Origin of the sequence: Streptomyces sp. NPDC048514 (genome assembly GCF_043199955.1) — a bacterium.
Taxonomy (GTDB): Bacteria; Actinomycetota; Actinomycetes; order Streptomycetales; family Streptomycetaceae; genus Streptomyces.
Map to the genome: position 1 here is coordinate 670,895 of NZ_JBICWT010000002.1, position 16,570 is coordinate 687,464.

The following is a 16,570-nucleotide window of genomic DNA, read 5'->3' on the forward strand; positions in this document are numbered from 1 at the left end:
CCCCTTGTCTCTAGGCCGTCCGCAGGAAGCGGTCGAGGACCCGCACACCGAAGTGGAGCGCCTCCACCGGCACGCGCTCGTCCACGCCGTGGAACAGCGCCTGGTAGTCGTATCCCTCGGGCAGCTTCAGCGGGGTGAAACCGTAGCCGGTGATGCCGAGCCGGGAGAACTGCTTGGCGTCCGTGCCGCCCGACATGCAGTACGGCACCACGTGCCCGTCGGGTGCGAACTCCTCGACGGCGGCCCGCATCCTCGCGTACGTGGGCGAGTCGAGCGGGGCCTGGAGCGCCACCTCGCGATGCTCGAACTCCCAGGTCACGTCCGGTCCGGTCAGCCGGTCGAGAGTGGCGCCGAACTCCTCCTCGGTGCCCACCAGACAGCGTCCGTCGACGAAGGCCACCGCCTCCCCGGGGATGACGTTCAGCTTGTAACCGGCCGACAGCATGGTCGGGTTGGCGCTGTTGCGGACGGTCGACTCGACCAGCTTGGCGGCCGGACCGAGCTTCTCCAGGAGCTGGTCCACGTCCGCGAAGTCGGGCTCGATGCCGTACAGCGTGGCGAGTTCGGTGAGCGCGGCCCGCACGGTCGGGGTGAGCCGCAGCGGCCACTCGTGCTCGCCGATCCGGGTGACGGCGGCGGCGAGCCGGGTCACCGCGTTCTCCTTGTTCACCTTGGAGCCGTGCCCGGCCCGGCCGCGCGCGGTGAGCTTGAGCCAGCCGGTGCCCCGCTCCCCCGCGGCGATCGGATAGAGCTGCCGGCCGGCGCCGTCTTGGAAGGTGAAGGCGCCGGACTCGCTGACGCCCTCGGTGCAGCCCTCGAAGAGTTCGGGGTGCCGGTCGGCGAGGAAGCCGGAGCCGTCCTCGGCGCTGGCCTCCTCGTCCGCGGTGAACGCGATGACGAGGTCCCGGCGGGGACGCACGCCCTGCCGGGCCCAGGACCGGGCGACCGCCAGGATCATCGCGTCCATGTTCTTCATGTCGACGGCGCCCCGGCCCCACACGACGCCGTCCCGGATCTCGCCGGAGAACGGGTCCACGCTCCAGTCGGCGGCCTCCGCGGGCACCACGTCGAGGTGCCCGTGCACGAGCAGCGCGTCCGCCGACGGGTCGGTGCCCTCGATCCGGGCGACCACGTTGGTCCGGCCCGGTGTGCGCTCCAGCAGCAGGGGGTCCAGGCCCGCCCCGGACAGCCGCTCGGCCGCGTACTCGGCGGCAGGCCGCTCCCGGCAGTCCCCGCCGCCCCGGTTGGTGGTGTCGATACGGATCAGGCCGGAGGTGAACTCGACGACCTCGTCCAGGGCCTGCTGGTCAGCCATACTGCTCCTCCACGGCGGCAGAGACGATCGTGGTGACCGCCTTGAACGTCCGGATCCCCTCGAACATGGTGGCGCTCGTGTACGCCACCTTCCGCTCCCCGATCCGCGCGACCCCCGGGACGACGGTCGCGGCCATCGCCAGATGCTCGGCGTCGAACTCCACGGCGACCGTGAACGGCCCGGCCTGCGCCGGTTCGTGACGAACCGCCAGCTGAGCGGCCTCCTTGGCCGCGGAGCGGATGTCGGCCGCGGTGCGGGCCGGGGTGCGGCACACCGCCGCGTACCTCGACACATGGTCCTTGACGGCGACCTTCAGCGCCTCGGGTGCGTAACCGAGGGCGTCCTCACAGGCCACGTCGTCACCGGTGACGAGCACGACGGGGACGCCGTACTCGGCGACGACGTGTGCGTTGAGCAGACCCTCGCTGGCGCGGACGTCGTCCAGCCACACCCCGGTGATCTGGTTGGCCAGGTAGGTGTGGGCGAGGACGCCCTCCATGCCGGCGCCGCCGTGGTAGCCGACGAACGCGATGCCGTCGACGTCGCCGTGCTGCACGCCCTCCACCATGGACAGCGTCTTGTGCCGCCCGGTGAGCATCTCGACCCGGTCGTCGAGCCGCTCCAGCAGCAGATTGCGCATGCTCCAGTGGGCCTCGTTGACGAGCACCTGGTCGGCACCCCCGTCGAAGAAGCCCTCCGCCGCCGCGTTCACGTCGGAGGTGAACATCGAACGGCACCGCTCCCACTGCGGCGTCCCCGGCAGCACGTCGGCCGGCCAGGTGACGCCCGTGGCCCCCTCCATGTCGGCACTGATGAGGATCTTCATGCTGCGTCACGTTACGCGCCGAGAAGCGGACAGGCTACGACCCCGGCCTCGCGAAACGGCCGTCGGCCGGAGGTGGGGACGGTACCGGCCGGGGGCGCGCCGGCCTCCCACGCCGCTCCGCCGGACCGCCGCCGCTCCCGCGTCCTTGCACCGGCGCCGAGCCTCCCGTGCCGGGTCCGTACCTCCGCACCGGTCCGGAGCGGCCGTGCCGATGCTCCCCGAGTCCGGTCCGGAGCTTCAGGCCGCGATCATTTTCCGGCCACCACGAACCAGCGGGCCGGCAGGTCGATGCGGGTGCCGTCGGCCAGGTGCTCGGTCTGGGGCACCACCGTCTCGCCGGTCGCGAGGATCTCCAGGCCGGCCTCCGCCAGCAGGCTGGGGATCTCCTCGTCGTCGGCGTCGGCCGGCTTGAGCCCGTGGTGGAAGACGCGCTGGAGCTTGGGCGGCGGACCGGCCGGCTCGGCCGCCGCGCGCACCAGGACGTCCCGGGAGCCGGAGGTGAGTTCGACGAGGAACGCGCGCCCCTCGGTACCGATGATCTCGGCGACGGCGGCGGCCACGGCCGGACGCGCGGCCGGTTCGCTCTGGTGGATGACGGCCCGCATGTAGACGTTGCTGTCGCCGAGCCGGTCGTGCAGCGTGCGCACGGCGTCGGTGTCGGTGAGGTCGAGCTGCTGGAACTCGACGGCGCCGTCGCCGCCGGCGCGGCGGGCGCGCTCGACGGCGGCGTGCGAGAGGTCGACACCGACGGCACGGGCGAACCGGGTGGCGAGGTGGCGGGTCTGGGTGCCGTTGCCGCAGCCGAGGTCGACTATGGTGCGGGCGGCGTCCGCGTGCGACAGGAGCAGTTCGCTGTGCGGTTCGGCGGAGAGGGCGGGGTCGGAGTCCCAGATCGCCTCGCCCCGGGCGTCGGAGGTCTCGCTCCAGTAACCTTCCCAATTCTTGCGGTAGTCGTCCGAGACGTTCATGCGATCTCCCCAAGGTCGGTTGCCTGATCGGGATATCGCGTCGGCCTGGAGTGGGGCAAGGGGCGGGCGACCGCGTTCCTGAGAAATGCGGGCTACGGCCGCGCAGGGGGCGCCCGCAGACGGATGCGCGCCCCCTCTGTTTCAACCCTGGGTGACGGCCTGCTCGATCCAGACGGTCTTGCGGTGGCCGGCGGCGCTGGCGCCCCATTCCCGGGCCAGCCGGCTGACCACGCGCAGTCCGCGGCCCGACTCGTCGTACGGCTCGGCGGCGACCATCGCGGGCAGGGCGGGCTCGTCGTCGGTGACCTCGAACAGCAGCGCGCCGGTGCGGACCACCCGCAGCCCGATCCGTTCGCTCCGCGCATGCCGCAGGGCGTTGGTGACGACCTCGCTGACCAGCAGTTCGGCCGTCTCCACCGCCTGCGGCAGGCCCCAGTTCAGCAGCCGTTCGCGGACCAGCCGGCGGGCCCGGGACGCCTCGCGAGGATCGCTGTCGAGCTGCCACTCGGCGACGTGGTCGTCGGGAATGCCGTTGAGGCGGGCCATGAGCAGGGCGACGTCGTCCTTGCGGCCGCCGCGGGTGTTCAGGGCGCGGATGATGGTGTCGCAGGCGTCGTCCATCGAGGCGGCGGGGTGCGCGGCGAACTCGCAGAGCGCGGCGAGGCCCTCGCCGATGTCGGAACCGCGCACCTCGACCAGGCCGTCGGTGCACAGCACGAGCCGGTCACCGGGTGCGACCTCGACCCGGATGGCCTCGAAGGGGACTCCCCCGACCCCTATGGGGGCACCGGTGGGCAGTTCGAGGAGTTCGCTGCTGCCGTCCTCGGCCCGGACCAGGACGGGCGGGATGTGCCCGGCGTTGGCGAGGGTCAGGTCGCCGCGGATCGGGTCGTAGACCGCGTACAGGCAGGTGGCGAGGTAGTTGTCGCCGAGCCGGCGGGCCAGGTCGTCGAGATTGCGCAACAGCTGGGCGGGCGGGGTCTCCATGGTGGCCATCGTCTGCACGGCGGTGCGCAACTGGCCCATCATCGCGGCCGAGTTGAGGCCGTGCCCCATGACGTCACCGACCACCAGGGCGGTACGCGAGCCGGGCAGTTTGATGGTGTCGAACCAGTCGCCGCCGATACGGCCGAGCCGGGTGCCCGGCAGATAGCGGGTGGCGACGTCACACCCCGGCATCCGCGGGTTCACCTGCGGCAGCATGCTGTCCTGCAGGGTGTCGGCGACGTTCTCCTGGTAGGTGTACATCCGGGCGTTGTCCAGCACGAGCCCTGCGCGGGAGGCGAGTTCGGCGCCCGTGGTGCGGTCCATGTCGTCGAACGCCGGGCGGTCGGGGCGGCGCATCAGCACCATGAAGCCGAGGACGACGTTGCGCGCCTTGAGCGGCACGATCAGCAGGGACCGGCCGGCGATCAGCGGCCGCAGGTCGCGCTTCTCGAACTCGCCGGAGATGCGCTCGGACAGTTCCTCGGTGACCCTCGGGACGAGGACCGGCTCGCCGGTGACCATGCACTGGTAGAACGGGGTGTGCTCGGGGAAGGCGAAGGCCTCGCCCACCGGCGTGGTGTCGTCCCAGCGGCCCGGTTCGTCGTTGTGCTCGACCCACACCCGGAACATCACGGTGCTGGCGTCCGGCGGGCCGTCCGGGAAGCCCTCGCCCGCGAGGACGGCGGCCCGCAGGTGGGTGCCGGCGAAGTCCGTGAACCGGGGGACGGCGGCGCTGGTGACCTCGCGGATGGTCTCGCCGAGGTCGAGGGAGGAACCGATGCGGGAGCTGACCTCGTTGAGGAACTCCAGCCGCTCGCGTACCGCGGCGTACTCCAGGTCCTGTTCGGCACCGGCCGGCAGCACCGGCGCCACCGCCCGCTGCTGCGGCACGACGGCCCCTGTCCGCAGGCGTCCCGGACGGCGGGGCACGCCCCAGTACGGGGTCACGGGCACCCGGTCGAACTGGCTGAACTCCAGTACCGGATAGCCCAGTTCGAGGATCTGCGCGACGATACGGCCGCTGAGGCCCGGGCCCATGTTGGGCAGGATCTCCGGCAGGCGCCGCTCCAGTTCCTCGGAGGCGGGCAGCTCGGTGTGGCGGGCGAAGCCGGGCGAGATGCGTTCGGCGGTCTCGTCGTCGTAACCGCGCTCGTCGCGCAGCCGGGCGGCGTCGGCGGCCAGCACGAGCAGCCGGAAGGGGCCGGGGCCGACGAGCGGGTAGGCCCACCAGAGCACGTCGAGCCGGTCGCCGTCCGCTGCCCGGCGGTGCGGTTGGAGTCGGGCCCGGCCGGCCGTGGCGTAGCCGGTGTGGCCGTCGAGCGAGACCTCCAGATCGGGGCCGAACCCGTCGTACTCCTCGTAGGCGTCCGGCATCGGTGTGCCGTTCGGTTCCTCGGGGAGGGCGCCGGAGACCGGCAGCAGGTCCGCCGCGGGATGCCCGACGGCGTCCTCCCTGCCGACGCCGAACAGCCGCCGTGCGCCGCTGCTCCAGTGGGACACCAGCCCGTCGCGGTCTACGACGACCACCGCCAGCGGAATCCGGCCCGCCGCGGTGTCGCCGCCGTCGCACCCGGGAGGCGTGTCCCGCTCGCTGCCACGGTCCATGGCCCAGGCCCTCTCTCCCCCACGGCTGTTCGTAAACGATCTGTCCCGCTCGCCCTACGGTACGGCGGTGGCCGGTGGCGATGTGCGGCAATCCCGGAATTGGTTTCGCCCGGTCGCACCGGCGCGCGGCCCACCGCCGTGCGGGCGCCCCCGCCCGGCGCACTCCTCAGTCCTCGTGGCCCAACTGCAGGTCGCGCTCGGTGCGTCCACCGCCCGCGACCTGCAGCACGGTGGCGACCGGCGGGTAACCTGCGGCGATGACGGTGTACTCGCCGGAGGAGAGATCGACGAACCGGAACGTTCCGTCGGCTCCGGTGGTGAGGGTGTCGACGACGTTGCCCGCGGCGTCCAGGAGGGTGACGCGGGCGTCCTCCACCGGGCGCCCGCCGCTCGCCCGGACGGTGCCCCTGAGCACCGCGCCGCCCGCGAGTTCGACGTCCTGCCGGGTCTCCCTGGAGGCCTGCACGGTGACCGGCAGCGCGGCGGGCCGGAAGGCGGGGGCACTGGCGGCCAGGGTGTATTCGCCGGCCACCAGCTCGGTGATGACGTAGCCGCCCTCGCGGCCGCTGCGGGTGGTGGAGACGACCTCGCCGTGCACGTTGGTGAGGGTGACGGTGGCATCCCGGACGGGGCTGCCGTCGGCGGTGAGCACGCTGCCGGCGAGGCGTCCGGCGCCGCCGAGCACGACATCCAGCTCGACCGGCCGTTCGCCGACGGTGACGGAGACGGCCTGCGGCTGGTGGCCGCCGGCGGCGGCGATGAGCACGTACGCGCCGGAGCCGTGGGTGCTGAGCGCGTACCGGCCGTCCTCGCCGCTCGCGCCCCGGCCGATCTGCCGGCCGGCGACGTCGATGAGGGTGAGCGCCGCCCGGGGCACCACCGTGCCGTCCGGGTGCTGCACGGTGCCGCAGACGGGGATGCCGGCGGCGTACGGCGAACGGGACTGCGGGACGGTCGCGTGCACGGTCTCGGGCTCGGTTTCGGCGGTGTTGTGGGACACCAGTGGTTTCTCCTTGAGGAAGAAGGCGATGAGCAGGCCGGCGGCGAGCACCGGGACGAGGTAGAGGAAGATCCGGGGCATCGCGTCCGCGTAGGCGCGGATGTAGGCGTCGCGCAGGGCCGGCGGCAGCGCGTGGACGAGCTGCGGGGTGATGGAGTCGGGGTCGGGCAGCCGGGTGCCCGCGCTCGGGGGCAGCTCCCTGCGCAGCGAGTCGGCGAGCCGGTCGGCGAACAGCGTGCCGAAGATCGCGGCGCCGACGCTGCCGCCGATCTGCCGGAAGTAGTTGTTGGCGCTGGTGGCGGTGCCGAGGTCGGCGGGGCGCACGGAGTTCTGCACGGCGAGGACGAGCACGGGCATGACCAGGCCGATGCCCGCGCCGAGGACGGCCATCCAGATGCTGTAGTGCAGCCGGGGCGTGTCGGTCTCGAGCCGGGACAGCAGCCACATGCCGAGGGTGGAGACGGCGCCGCCGAGCACGGGGAAGATCCGGTAGCGGCCGGTGTGGCTGATCAGCTGGCCGCCGACGACCGAGGCGCCGACGATCCCGGCCATCATGGGCAGCATCAGCAGCCCGGACTCCGTGGCGCTGGCCCCGTCGACCATCTGCAGGAAGGTCGGCAGATAGCTGGCGGCGCCGAACAGGGCGACACCGATCACGAGGCCCACCAGGCCGCTGACGTTGAAGACGGAGTCGCGGAACAGCCTGAGCGGGATGAGGGGTTCGGCGGCGAAGCGCTCGGCGATCAGGAAGAGGACGACGGAGGCGACCGCTCCGGCGCCGAGCCCGAGAATCTGCTTCGAGCCCCACGCGTACTCGGTGCCGCCCCAACTGGTCAGCAGGACCAGGCAGGTGGAGGCGGCGGCGAGCAGCAGCGCTCCGGGCACGTCGAGACGCCCCCGGGTGCGCGGCTTCGGCAGTTTCAGCACGACGGTGACGACGGCGAAGGTGACCAGCCCGAAGGGGACGTTGACGTAGAAGCACCAGCGCCAGGAGAGGTGGTCGGTGAAGTAGCCGCCGAGCAGCGGGCCGGCGACGGAGGCGAGGCCGAAGGCGGCGCCGATCAGGCCCATGTAGCGGCCGCGTTCGCGGGGCGGCACGATGTCGGCGATGATCGCCTGCACCCCGATCATGAGGCCGCCCGCGCCGATTCCCTGGATCGCGCGGAAGGCGATCAGCTGGTCCATCGTCCCGGCCCGGCCGGCGAGCGCGGAGCCGACGACGAAGACGGCGATGGCGAACAGGAAGACGCTCTTGCGGCCGACCAGGTCGCCGAGCTTGCCGTACAGGGGCAGGCCGATGGTGGAGGTGAGCAGATAGGCGGTGATCGCCCAGGACATCCTGTCCAGGCCGTGTAGTTCACCGACGATCTTCGGCAGTGCGGTGGCGACGATCATCTGGTCGAGCGCCGCGAGGAGCAGGGCGAGCATCAGCCCGAGGAAGACCAACCGCACGCGGCGCGGCCCGAGTTCGAGGGCGTCCGCGGACGGGGGTGCGGCGGTGGCGGCCCCGGTGGATTGCTCCTCCGGAGCCGATGCCACGGCCGATGCCACGGTGGATGCCGCAGCCGATGCCGCGGCCGGTGCCACGACCGGGTCGTGCTTCACCAGAGTCGTCCCGCCCACGTTCCGCTCCCCTCGTCACAGCTGTCACAATTCCCGCGTAAGGCGACAACTGCTGACAACTGCGGCGAGTTACGGCATCGCCGGGGATGGGGCGGGGATCCACTCGAACCGGTGAAGGAGCACAACACCCCTTCACCGGTGGGAGCTTGGGCCTACTTCTCGACCTCGGCGGCGAGGTTGGCGAGCAGGGCGTCGTAGATCCGGCCGAGGCCCTTGGGCGCGAAGGTCCTCTCGAAGAAGCCTCCGATGCCGCCCGCGCCCGTCCAGGTGGTGGTGACGACGACCCGGGAGCCGCCCTCGCCGGCCGGGGTGACGCGCCAGGTGGTGACCATGGAGGAGTTGCGGTCCTTCTCGACCAGCTCGCCCTCGGTGGGCTCGCCGACGTCCAGCAGGCAGTCGCGCACCCGCTTGCTGGTGGCCTGGAGCTTCCAGTGGACGAGGGTGCCCTCGCCGTCGCCGCCCTCCCGCACCTCGTACTCGCTGAAGTGCTCGGGCAGCAGCTTCTGCCGCGTCCCGCGGTAGTCGGCGAGGGCGTCGAACACCTTCTCCGCGTCCGCCGCGACGACCCGCTCGGTAGTGGCCTCGACCTGCGCCATTGCGTTCCTCCAGGACCTGTGTGCTCGGGGCAGGGGCAAGCCAATCACCCCGGTGCCCGGCCGCCCAAATCGGTACCCGCACGATCATGGGAACAGATGTTCTATTGTGGGGCGGAGTCCTACCGAGGAGGCGTCATGCGCTGGGAGAACCTCACCGTGGAGTCCGGGGAGCCCGCCGAGCACGGCCGGGCCGCCGAACCCGCGCTGTTCGGCGCGGACGCCGTCACCACCCGTACCTTCGACACGCCCGAGTTCCGCGGTATCACCTTCCACGAGGTCCGGGCGCGCTCGGTGCTGAACCGGGTGCCGGGCGCCTCACGCATGCCGTTCGAGTGGACGGTCAACCCCTACCGGGGCTGCTCGCACGCCTGCGTGTACTGCTTCGCCAGGAAGACGCACAGCTATCTGGACCTGGACACCGGCATCGGCTTCGACAGCCAGATCGTGGTCAAGGTCAACGCGCCGGAGGTGCTGCGCCGCCAGCTGGCCTCCCGCCGCTGGCAGGGCGACCACGTGGCGATGGGCACGAACGTCGACTGCTATCAGCGCGCGGAGGGCCGGTACCGGCTGATGCCGGGCATCATCTCCGCCCTCACCGACCACGCGAACCCGTTCTCCATCCTCACCAAGGGCACCCTCATCCTCAGGGACCTGGACCTGCTGACCCGGGCGGCGGAGGTGGCGGACATCGGCGTCTCGGTCTCGGTCGGCTTCCTCGACACCTCGCTGTGGCGCACGGTGGAGCCGGGCACCCCGGCCCCCGAGCGCCGGCTGGACGTCGTCCGCACCCTCGGGGAGCACGGCATCGGCTGCGGGGTGCTGATGGCGCCGGTGATCCCGTTTCTGAGCGACGACGCGGCCCAACTGCGTGCCACGGTACGGGCGATCGCGGCGGCCGGCGCCACCTCCGTCACCCCTCTGGTGCTGCATCTGCGGCCGGGCGCCCGCGAGTGGTTCATGGCCTGGCTGGCACAGCACCATCCGCATCTGGTGCGCCGCTACGAGCGGCTGTACGCGGAGGGCGCCTACGCGCCCAAGTGGTACCAACGCCGGATCACCCGTCAGGTGCACGAGCTGGCCACGGAGTACGGCATCGGGCCCACGCGCGCGAGCGCGGCCCGCCGGATCCGCCCGGCGCGGCCGGAAACCGCGGCCGCGTCCGAACCGACCCAACTCACCCTCATCTGAGAGCATTCGAGGGCATCCCGCGACCCATCCGGGTCAAGTATCGCTGCAACGGGTTCTTCGGGCCCCCGTCCCCGGGACGATGCGGCGAGAGCCGTGATCCTCGCGGTTCGTCGCGACCTCCGTCCCGGGAGCACCCATGAGAACACGCGCAGCCGTGCTGTGCGCGGCCGCGGCCGTGCTGGCGGGTTCGGCCACGGCCGTCCCCGCACGGGCGGCCCACCCGGCCTCTACGGCGCCGGCGGCGTCAGCGGCTGCGGCAGCACCGGCGGCTCCGGCGGCAGCCGTCGGCTGGAAGGAGTGCGGCACCAGCGACTACCCGACGCTCCAGTGCGCCTCCCTGCAGGTGCCGCTGAACCACGCGAGGCCGTCCGGCCGGCAGATCACGCTCGCCCTGTCCCGCGTCCCGCACACCGCGCGGACGTTCCAGGGTCCTCTCCTGGTCAACCCCGGTGGCCCCGGCGGCAGCGGCCTGACACTGGGGGGATACGTCGCCTCGGCGCTGCCGCGGAGCGTGGCCGCCCAGTACGACGTGATCGGCTTCGACCCGCGCGGGGTCGGCCGGAGCACCCCGGCGCTGGACTGCGTGCCCGGCCACTTCCGGCCGGTGCGCCCGGACAGCGTGCCGGCCACACCCCGGCTGGAGCGGGCGAACCTCGACCGGGCGAAGTCCTTCGCGGCGGCCTGCGGCCGCAAGTACGCCGATCTGCTGCCCTACCTCGACACCGTCAGCGCCGCCGAGGACATGGACTCCGTCCGGCAGGCCCTCGGCGCCCGGAAGATCAGCTACTTCGGCTACTCCTACGGCACGTATCTCGGCGCCGTCTACGCGAAACTGCACCCCGGGCGGGTCCACCGTCTGGTGCTGGACTCCATCGTCGACCCCACCGGAGTCTGGTACGCGGACAACCTGGGCCAGGACCACGCCTTCGACGACCGGCACCGCGCCCTGATGGCCTGGATCGCCAAGTACGACGCCACCTACGGGCTCGGCCGGGACCCGGCGAAGATCGAGGCCGAGTGGTACGCGATGCGGGCGGCTCTGGCGAGAAGGCCGGCCGGCGGCAGGGTCGGCGCCTCCGAGCTGGAGGACACCTTCATGCCGGGCGGCTACTACAACGGCTACTGGCCCTACCTCGCAGAGGCGTTCGCGGCCTACGTCCACCGAAAGGACACCGGCCCGCTCGTGAAGGCGTACGAGAACTTCGCCGCGGTGGACGCCTCGGGCGACAACGGCTACAGCGTCTACACCGCCGTGCAGTGCCGTGACGCCCCCTGGCGGCGCTCCTGGAAACGCTGGAGCACGGACACCTGGGCGGCGTACGGCAAGGCGCCCTTCATGAGCTGGAACAACACCTGGTACAACGCGCCCTGTGCGTTCTGGCCGACCGGCACACTGAAGCCGGTGGACGTCACCAACGACAAGCTGCCGCCGACGTTGCTCTTCCAGGCGACCGACGACGCCGCCACCCCCTATCCGGGCGGCGTGACGGTGCACCGGCTGCTGGCCGGCTCCCGCCTGGTGGTCGAGGAGGGCGGCGGAAACCACGGCGTCACGCTGAGCGGCAACGCCTGCCTGGACCGCCACCTTTCGGCCTACCTGGCCGACGGCACGGTGCCGCGCGGCGGCGGGACGGCCGACGCGGTCTGCGCGAAGTCACCCGACCCGACGCCCCTGAAGGGGAAGACGGCCTCGACGTCGTCGCGCAGCACCGCCCTCCACGGCCTGCTCGGCTTCCACCGCTAGCCGACCCGGCCGGCGCTGTCGGCGCCGGCAGCGGGATGACCCACCGTGCGGACTCGACGCGACCGGGCGGCCGGGGCGGGCCCGTGCCCGAAGTGCGGAGGTCAGCAAGCCGCGGGGCCGACCGGGCGTCACTTCGCCTGGCGGTCCTGCGGTATGCGCGCCAGTGCGTGTACCGCCGCCTCCGCGAGCGCCGGGTGCGCGAGGGCCTCGGTCAGCACCCGGCGGGCGCGGGCGTCGCCGAGCGCGCCCAGGCCCTCCACACAGGCGAGGGCGACCCGTCGGAAGGGGTCGTGCGGGCGCAGCCGCCGCTCCAGGGTGGTGATCAGCGCGGGTACGGACTCCGGGGCGCGCAGGGCGACCAGCAGCCGTACGGGGTACAGGGCGTAGGCGACGCGCAGTTCGTTGGTGGCGAGCGCGGCGGCCGCCCGGGCCGTGCGCGGGTCGCCGAGCCGGGCGAGGGCGTGGGCGGCGGAGGCGCAGCGCGGCGGGTCGCGGTGGTTGAGCAGCAGCACCAGGGACTCGAAGGCGCGCCGGTCCCCCGCGAGCCCGAGGCGGAACGCGGCCAGCTCCCTCGCCCACAGCGGCTGTCCGGGCGCGGTGAGGACGTCCGCCAGCCGCCCTTGGTCCTCGGTGTCCAGCAGGCGTTCGAGGGCCGCCGAGCCGCGCGCCTCCTGCCGTAAGCGTTCCGTGAGCGATCGCAACTCTTCGTCCACGAGCACCAGCGTAGAGGGGGCGTGCCCGGGGAGGGAGCCACATCACAAAGTCGGAGGGCTGGCGCGCTCGTTACTCACCGGTTAAGCTCATTCGAGCGAGTTACCTCTCGCACTTCCGCTGGCGACGGTCTGGTGACGCGGCCGTCGTGAGCGTTGTCGGTTCGGTGCACCGTGTGTACCGCAGTACGACCCGGCTTCGGGACAGAGCCGGTCGGAGATCCGCCACTCCCCGGCGTGTGCGCGCCCAGGGGACCGGCGGCACCGGGCGTGTGCGCTTGCAGCCCGACAACACCCGCACTCATTCATCGCTCCGTGGTGCGCCCTCCCGGCGCACCCGGCGCGCTCCTCGTCGTCACCCTCATTCTGGAGTCCCGCGATGGCCACTCCCCTGTCCCCCCAGTCCGTCACCCCGCTCTCCGCGCTCAGGACGATCGCCGTCGTCGGCCTCGGCACCATGGGCACCGGCATCACCGAGGTCCTCGCGAAGGCCGGCCGCGAGGTGATCGGCATCGACGTCAGCGAGACCCAGGCCGCCAGGTCGCTCGCCGCGCTGGACGCCTCCACCTCCCGCGCCGTGGCGCGCGGCCGGCTCACCGAGGCGGAGCGGGCCGGCACGCTGGCCCGGGTCCGCACCTCCAGCGACCTGCGTGCCGCGGCCGACGCCGATCTCGTCATCGAGGTGGTCCCGGAGTCGTACGAGATCAAGCAGCAGGTCTTCCGTGAACTGGACGGCATCGTCCGCCCGGAGACGATCCTCGCGACCGGCACCAACGCGCTGTCCGTGACCCGGCTGGCCGCCGACTCGGCACGGCCCGAGCGCGTGCTCGGCCTGCACTTCTTCAACCCGGCGCCGGCCATGAAGCTGGTCGAGGTCGTCTCGTGCGTGCTGACCGCGCCGCAGGCCGTCGCCGCGGTCACGGATCTGGCGATCGAGCTGGGCAAGGAGCCGGTCGCGGTCGGCGACCGCCCCGGCTTCGTCGCGGACGGGCTGCTCTTCGGCTACCTCAACCAGGCCGCCGCGATGTACGAGGCCAGGTACGCCTCCCGCGAGGACATCGACGCGGCGATGCGGCTCGGCTGCGGCCTGCCCATGGGCCCGCTCGCCCTGCTGGACCTGATCGGCGTCGACACCGCACGCACGGTCCTGGAGGCCATGTACGCCGAGTCCCGTGACCGGCTGCACGCCCCCGCCCCGATCCTGAAGCAGCTCAGCGAGGCGGGCCTGACCGGCCGCAAGTCCGGGCGCGGCTTCTACTCCTACGAGGCGCCGGGCAGCGCCACGGTCGTCCCGGACGCGCTGACCCCGGCGCCGGGCGGCTCGCTCGGCGCGGGACGCGAGGTCCGCTCGGTCGGTGTCGCGGGCTCCGGCACCATGGCCTCCGGGATCGCCGAGGTGTTCGCGAAGGCCGGCTACGAGGTCGTCCTGGCCGCCCGCAGCGAGGAGAAGGCGCAGGCGGCCAAGGCGCGGATCGGCAAGTCCCTGGCGCGCTCGGTCGACAAGGGCCGGCTCACGGCCGAGGCCGCCGCGCAGATCCTGGACCGGATCGCCCCGGCCGGGTCGTACGAGGCCTTCGCCGACGTCGACCTGGCCGTCGAGGCGGTCGCCGAGGACCTGGAGGTCAAGCAGCAGCTGTTCCAGGCACTGGACAAGGTCTGCAAGCCCGGAGCGGTCCTGGCGACCACCACGTCCTCGCTGCCCGTCGTCGCCTGCGCCCGGGCCACCTCGCGGCCGCAGGACGTGATCGGCATGCACTTCTTCAACCCGGCGCCGGCGATGAAGCTGGTCGAGGTGGTCCGCACGGTGCTGACCGCGGACGACGTCCACTCGACGGTCCGCGAGGTCTGCGCCAGGATCAAGAAGCACCCGGTCGACTGCGGGGACCGGGCGGGGTTCATCGTGAACGCGCTGCTGTTCCCCTACCTCAACAACGCGATCAAGATGGTGCAGGACCACTACGCGTCCCTCGACGACATCGACGCGGCGATGAAGCTGGGCGGCGGCTACCCGATGGGTCCGTTCGAGCTGCTGGACGTCGTCGGCCTGGACGTCTCACTGGCCATCGAGAAGGTGCTGCACCGCGAGTTCCGCGACCCGGGCCTCGCCCCGGCGCCGCTGCTGGAGCACCTGGTGGCCGCGGGCTGCCTCGGCCGCAAGACCGGGCGCGGCTTCCGCGAGTATGCCCGCCGCTGACGGCGCCGGCGACCGGCCGGACACGGAGACGGACTGGGGCGGACTGCTCGGGCCGGCCGGAGCGCCCCCGCCCCCGACGGGCGGGGGAAACCCCGGACCTGCGCATCAGGCTGCGCACATGCAGTACTTTCGGGTCATGTCCCAGCCCGCCAAGTCCTCACGTACACCAGCTACGCCCGATGCGCCGGAAAGTGCCGCAGGCAGTCGCGCCGCCGCCCAGCGGCTCAAGATGCGCCGAGAACTGGCGGCCGCAGCCATGGAGCTGTTCGCGACGAAGGGGTACGAGGCGACCACCGTCGACGAGATCGCGGCCGCGGCCGGTGTCGCCCGGCGCACCTTCTTCCGCCACTTCCGTTCCAAGGAAGAGGCGATCTTCCCGGACCACGACGACACGCTGATCCGCGCCGAGGCGGTCCTCAACGCGGCCCCCGCGCACGAGCATCCGCTCGACACCGTGTGCCGCGGCATCAAGGAAGTCATGAAGATGTACGCGGCCCGGCCGGAGATCTCGGTCGCCCGCTACAAGCTCACGCGGGAGGTGCCCACGCTGCGCGAGGCCGAGATCGCCTCGGTGGCCCGCTACGAGCGCCTGTTCACCCGCTATCTGCTCGGCCACTTCGACGAGCACGCGCACGCCGACGACGCCAACGACGACCCGCTGCTGGCCGAGGTCGCCGCCTCCGCCGTGGTCACCGCCCACAACCACGTGCTCAGGCGCTGGCTGCGGGCGGGCGGCCAGGGGGACGTCGAGGCCCAGCTGGACCACGCCTTCGCCATCGTGCGTAAGACCTTCGGGACGGGCATCGGGGCGGGGCGCGGCCCGGCCGCCCGGACGGCGGCCGGCACCGCCCCGGCGACGGTCTCCCCGCACGGCGAGGTGCTGGTGACGGTGGCCCGTACCGACGCGCCCCTGGAAGAGGTCATGCGGACGATCGAGGAGGCGCTGAAGGAGCGCTGACGGCTCCCCGGCGCCGCGAGGCGCTGAAGGAGTCCGTGAGACTCCCCCGCGCGCTGTGAGGACGGCCACCCTTCGGGGTGGCCGTTTTGCCATGTCAGGGCCCGTTTTCGAGTGGATTTCGACCCACGTTCGATCGATCATCGCTCATTTGTTACGTAAAGATTTCATCTGAGAGCAACTTCTGGCACTCAGTGCCTTGTCACCTGACACGCGGTGTCATACGTTGGAGGAGTCCGGGCGGCCGGCGCGTAGCGACCGATCGCGCGCCGGCTGTCCCAGCAAGCCGATGGCCTGCCCGCCCGGATGCCTGCGTCACAGGCAACTTCTCGCGCCACAAAGCGCTGCCGGAGCACCACCGAGCCGAACCGACGGCACACCTCGAAAACCCTCAGCAGCACACATCGCAGCACCGACGAATCCACAGGCGCCCCTCCCTCAGGGCGCTCACCGCCGGAGGCAACACCGTGACCGTGAAGGACATCCTGGACGCGATCCAGTCGAACGACGCCACGTCCGCCGACTTCGCCGCCCTGCAGCTCCCCGAGTCGTACCGCGCGATCACCGTGCACAAGGACGAGACGGAGATGTTCGCGGGCCTCGAGACCCGCGACAAGGACCCGCGCAAGTCGATCCACCTCGACGACGTCCCCGTGCCCGAACTGGGTCCGGGCGAAGCCCTGGTGGCCGTCATGGCCTCCTCGGTGAACTACAACTCGGTGTGGACCTCGATCTTCGAGCCGCTGTCCACGTTCGGCTTCCTTGAGCGCTACGGCCGCACCAACGAGCTGGCCAAGCGCCACGACCTGCCCTACCACATCATCGGCTCCGACCTCGCGGGCGTCGTCCTGCGCACCGG

At 72.2% G+C, this 16,570-nt stretch carries 11 protein-coding genes and 1 pseudogene; 5 read left to right on the plus strand and 7 right to left on the minus strand.

What is annotated here, in order from left to right:
• Window positions 1-10 precede the first annotated feature (10 nt).
• From ACGFT2_RS05845 to ACGFT2_RS05870, 6 genes are all read right to left on the minus strand, one after another.
• Window positions 11-1,315, minus strand: a complete 1,305-nt coding sequence (locus ACGFT2_RS05845) for a M20/M25/M40 family metallo-hydrolase (protein ID WP_393273828.1) — start codon at window positions 1,313-1,315, stop codon at window positions 11-13.
• Window positions 1,308-2,141 carry a M55 family metallopeptidase gene (locus tag ACGFT2_RS05850; protein WP_393273830.1) on the minus strand — a complete coding sequence of 278 codons (834 nt, stop codon included), beginning with the start codon at window positions 2,139-2,141 and terminating at the stop codon, window positions 1,308-1,310. The genes ACGFT2_RS05845 and ACGFT2_RS05850 overlap by 8 nt, the downstream gene beginning before the upstream one ends.
• 248 nt (window positions 2,142-2,389) lie before the next feature.
• A complete protein-coding gene (locus ACGFT2_RS05855) occupies window positions 2,390-3,109 on the minus strand; it encodes a class I SAM-dependent methyltransferase (RefSeq protein ID WP_393273832.1) in 720 nt (239 codons plus the stop codon).
• Between the two features lie 141 nt (window positions 3,110-3,250).
• Complete coding sequence (locus tag ACGFT2_RS05860) at window positions 3,251-5,701, minus strand: SpoIIE family protein phosphatase (protein WP_393273834.1); 2,451 nt, start codon at window positions 5,699-5,701, stop codon at window positions 3,251-3,253.
• A gap of 166 nt (window positions 5,702-5,867) precedes the next feature.
• Entirely contained in the window at window positions 5,868-8,324 is a 2,457-nt protein-coding gene (locus tag ACGFT2_RS05865) for an MFS transporter (protein ID WP_393273836.1), read from the minus strand.
• Window positions 8,325-8,476: 152 nt separating this feature from the next.
• Window positions 8,477-8,920: an SRPBCC family protein gene (locus tag ACGFT2_RS05870; RefSeq protein WP_393273837.1), complete on the minus strand. Its 444-nt coding sequence runs from the start codon at window positions 8,918-8,920 to the stop codon at window positions 8,477-8,479.
• 135 nt (window positions 8,921-9,055) lie between these two features.
• Here ACGFT2_RS05870 and ACGFT2_RS05875 point away from each other — a divergent pair, with 135 nt between their 5' ends.
• Both ACGFT2_RS05875 and ACGFT2_RS05880 read left to right on the plus strand, forming a co-directional pair.
• Window positions 9,056-10,108, plus strand: coding sequence for an Rv2578c family radical SAM protein (locus ACGFT2_RS05875; protein WP_393273839.1), 1,053 nt, complete (start codon window positions 9,056-9,058; stop codon window positions 10,106-10,108).
• A gap of 136 nt (window positions 10,109-10,244) precedes the next feature.
• On the plus strand, window positions 10,245-11,852 hold the full coding sequence (locus ACGFT2_RS05880) for an alpha/beta hydrolase (RefSeq protein ID WP_393273840.1): 1,608 nt from the start codon (window positions 10,245-10,247) through the stop codon (window positions 11,850-11,852).
• A gap of 128 nt (window positions 11,853-11,980) precedes the next feature.
• Here ACGFT2_RS05880 and ACGFT2_RS05885 read toward each other — a convergent pair whose 3' ends face one another.
• The gene (locus ACGFT2_RS05885; protein WP_393273842.1) at window positions 11,981-12,565 is read right to left on the minus strand and encodes an adenylosuccinate lyase; all 585 of its coding nucleotides are present in this window, start codon (window positions 12,563-12,565) and stop codon (window positions 11,981-11,983) included.
• Between the two features lie 376 nt (window positions 12,566-12,941).
• On the opposite strand from ACGFT2_RS05885, the gene ACGFT2_RS05890 reads away from it, so the two are divergent.
• From ACGFT2_RS05890 to ACGFT2_RS05900, 3 genes and pseudogenes are all read left to right on the plus strand, one after another.
• On the plus strand, window positions 12,942-14,756 hold the full coding sequence (locus ACGFT2_RS05890) for a 3-hydroxyacyl-CoA dehydrogenase family protein (protein WP_393273843.1): 1,815 nt from the start codon (window positions 12,942-12,944) through the stop codon (window positions 14,754-14,756).
• 136 nt (window positions 14,757-14,892) lie between these two features.
• On the plus strand, window positions 14,893-15,714 hold the full coding sequence (locus ACGFT2_RS05895) for a TetR family transcriptional regulator (protein WP_393273845.1): 822 nt from the start codon (window positions 14,893-14,895) through the stop codon (window positions 15,712-15,714).
• Between the two features lie 470 nt (window positions 15,715-16,184).
• Window positions 16,185-16,570, plus strand: a pseudogene (locus ACGFT2_RS05900) (crotonyl-CoA carboxylase/reductase); the annotation flags it as partial.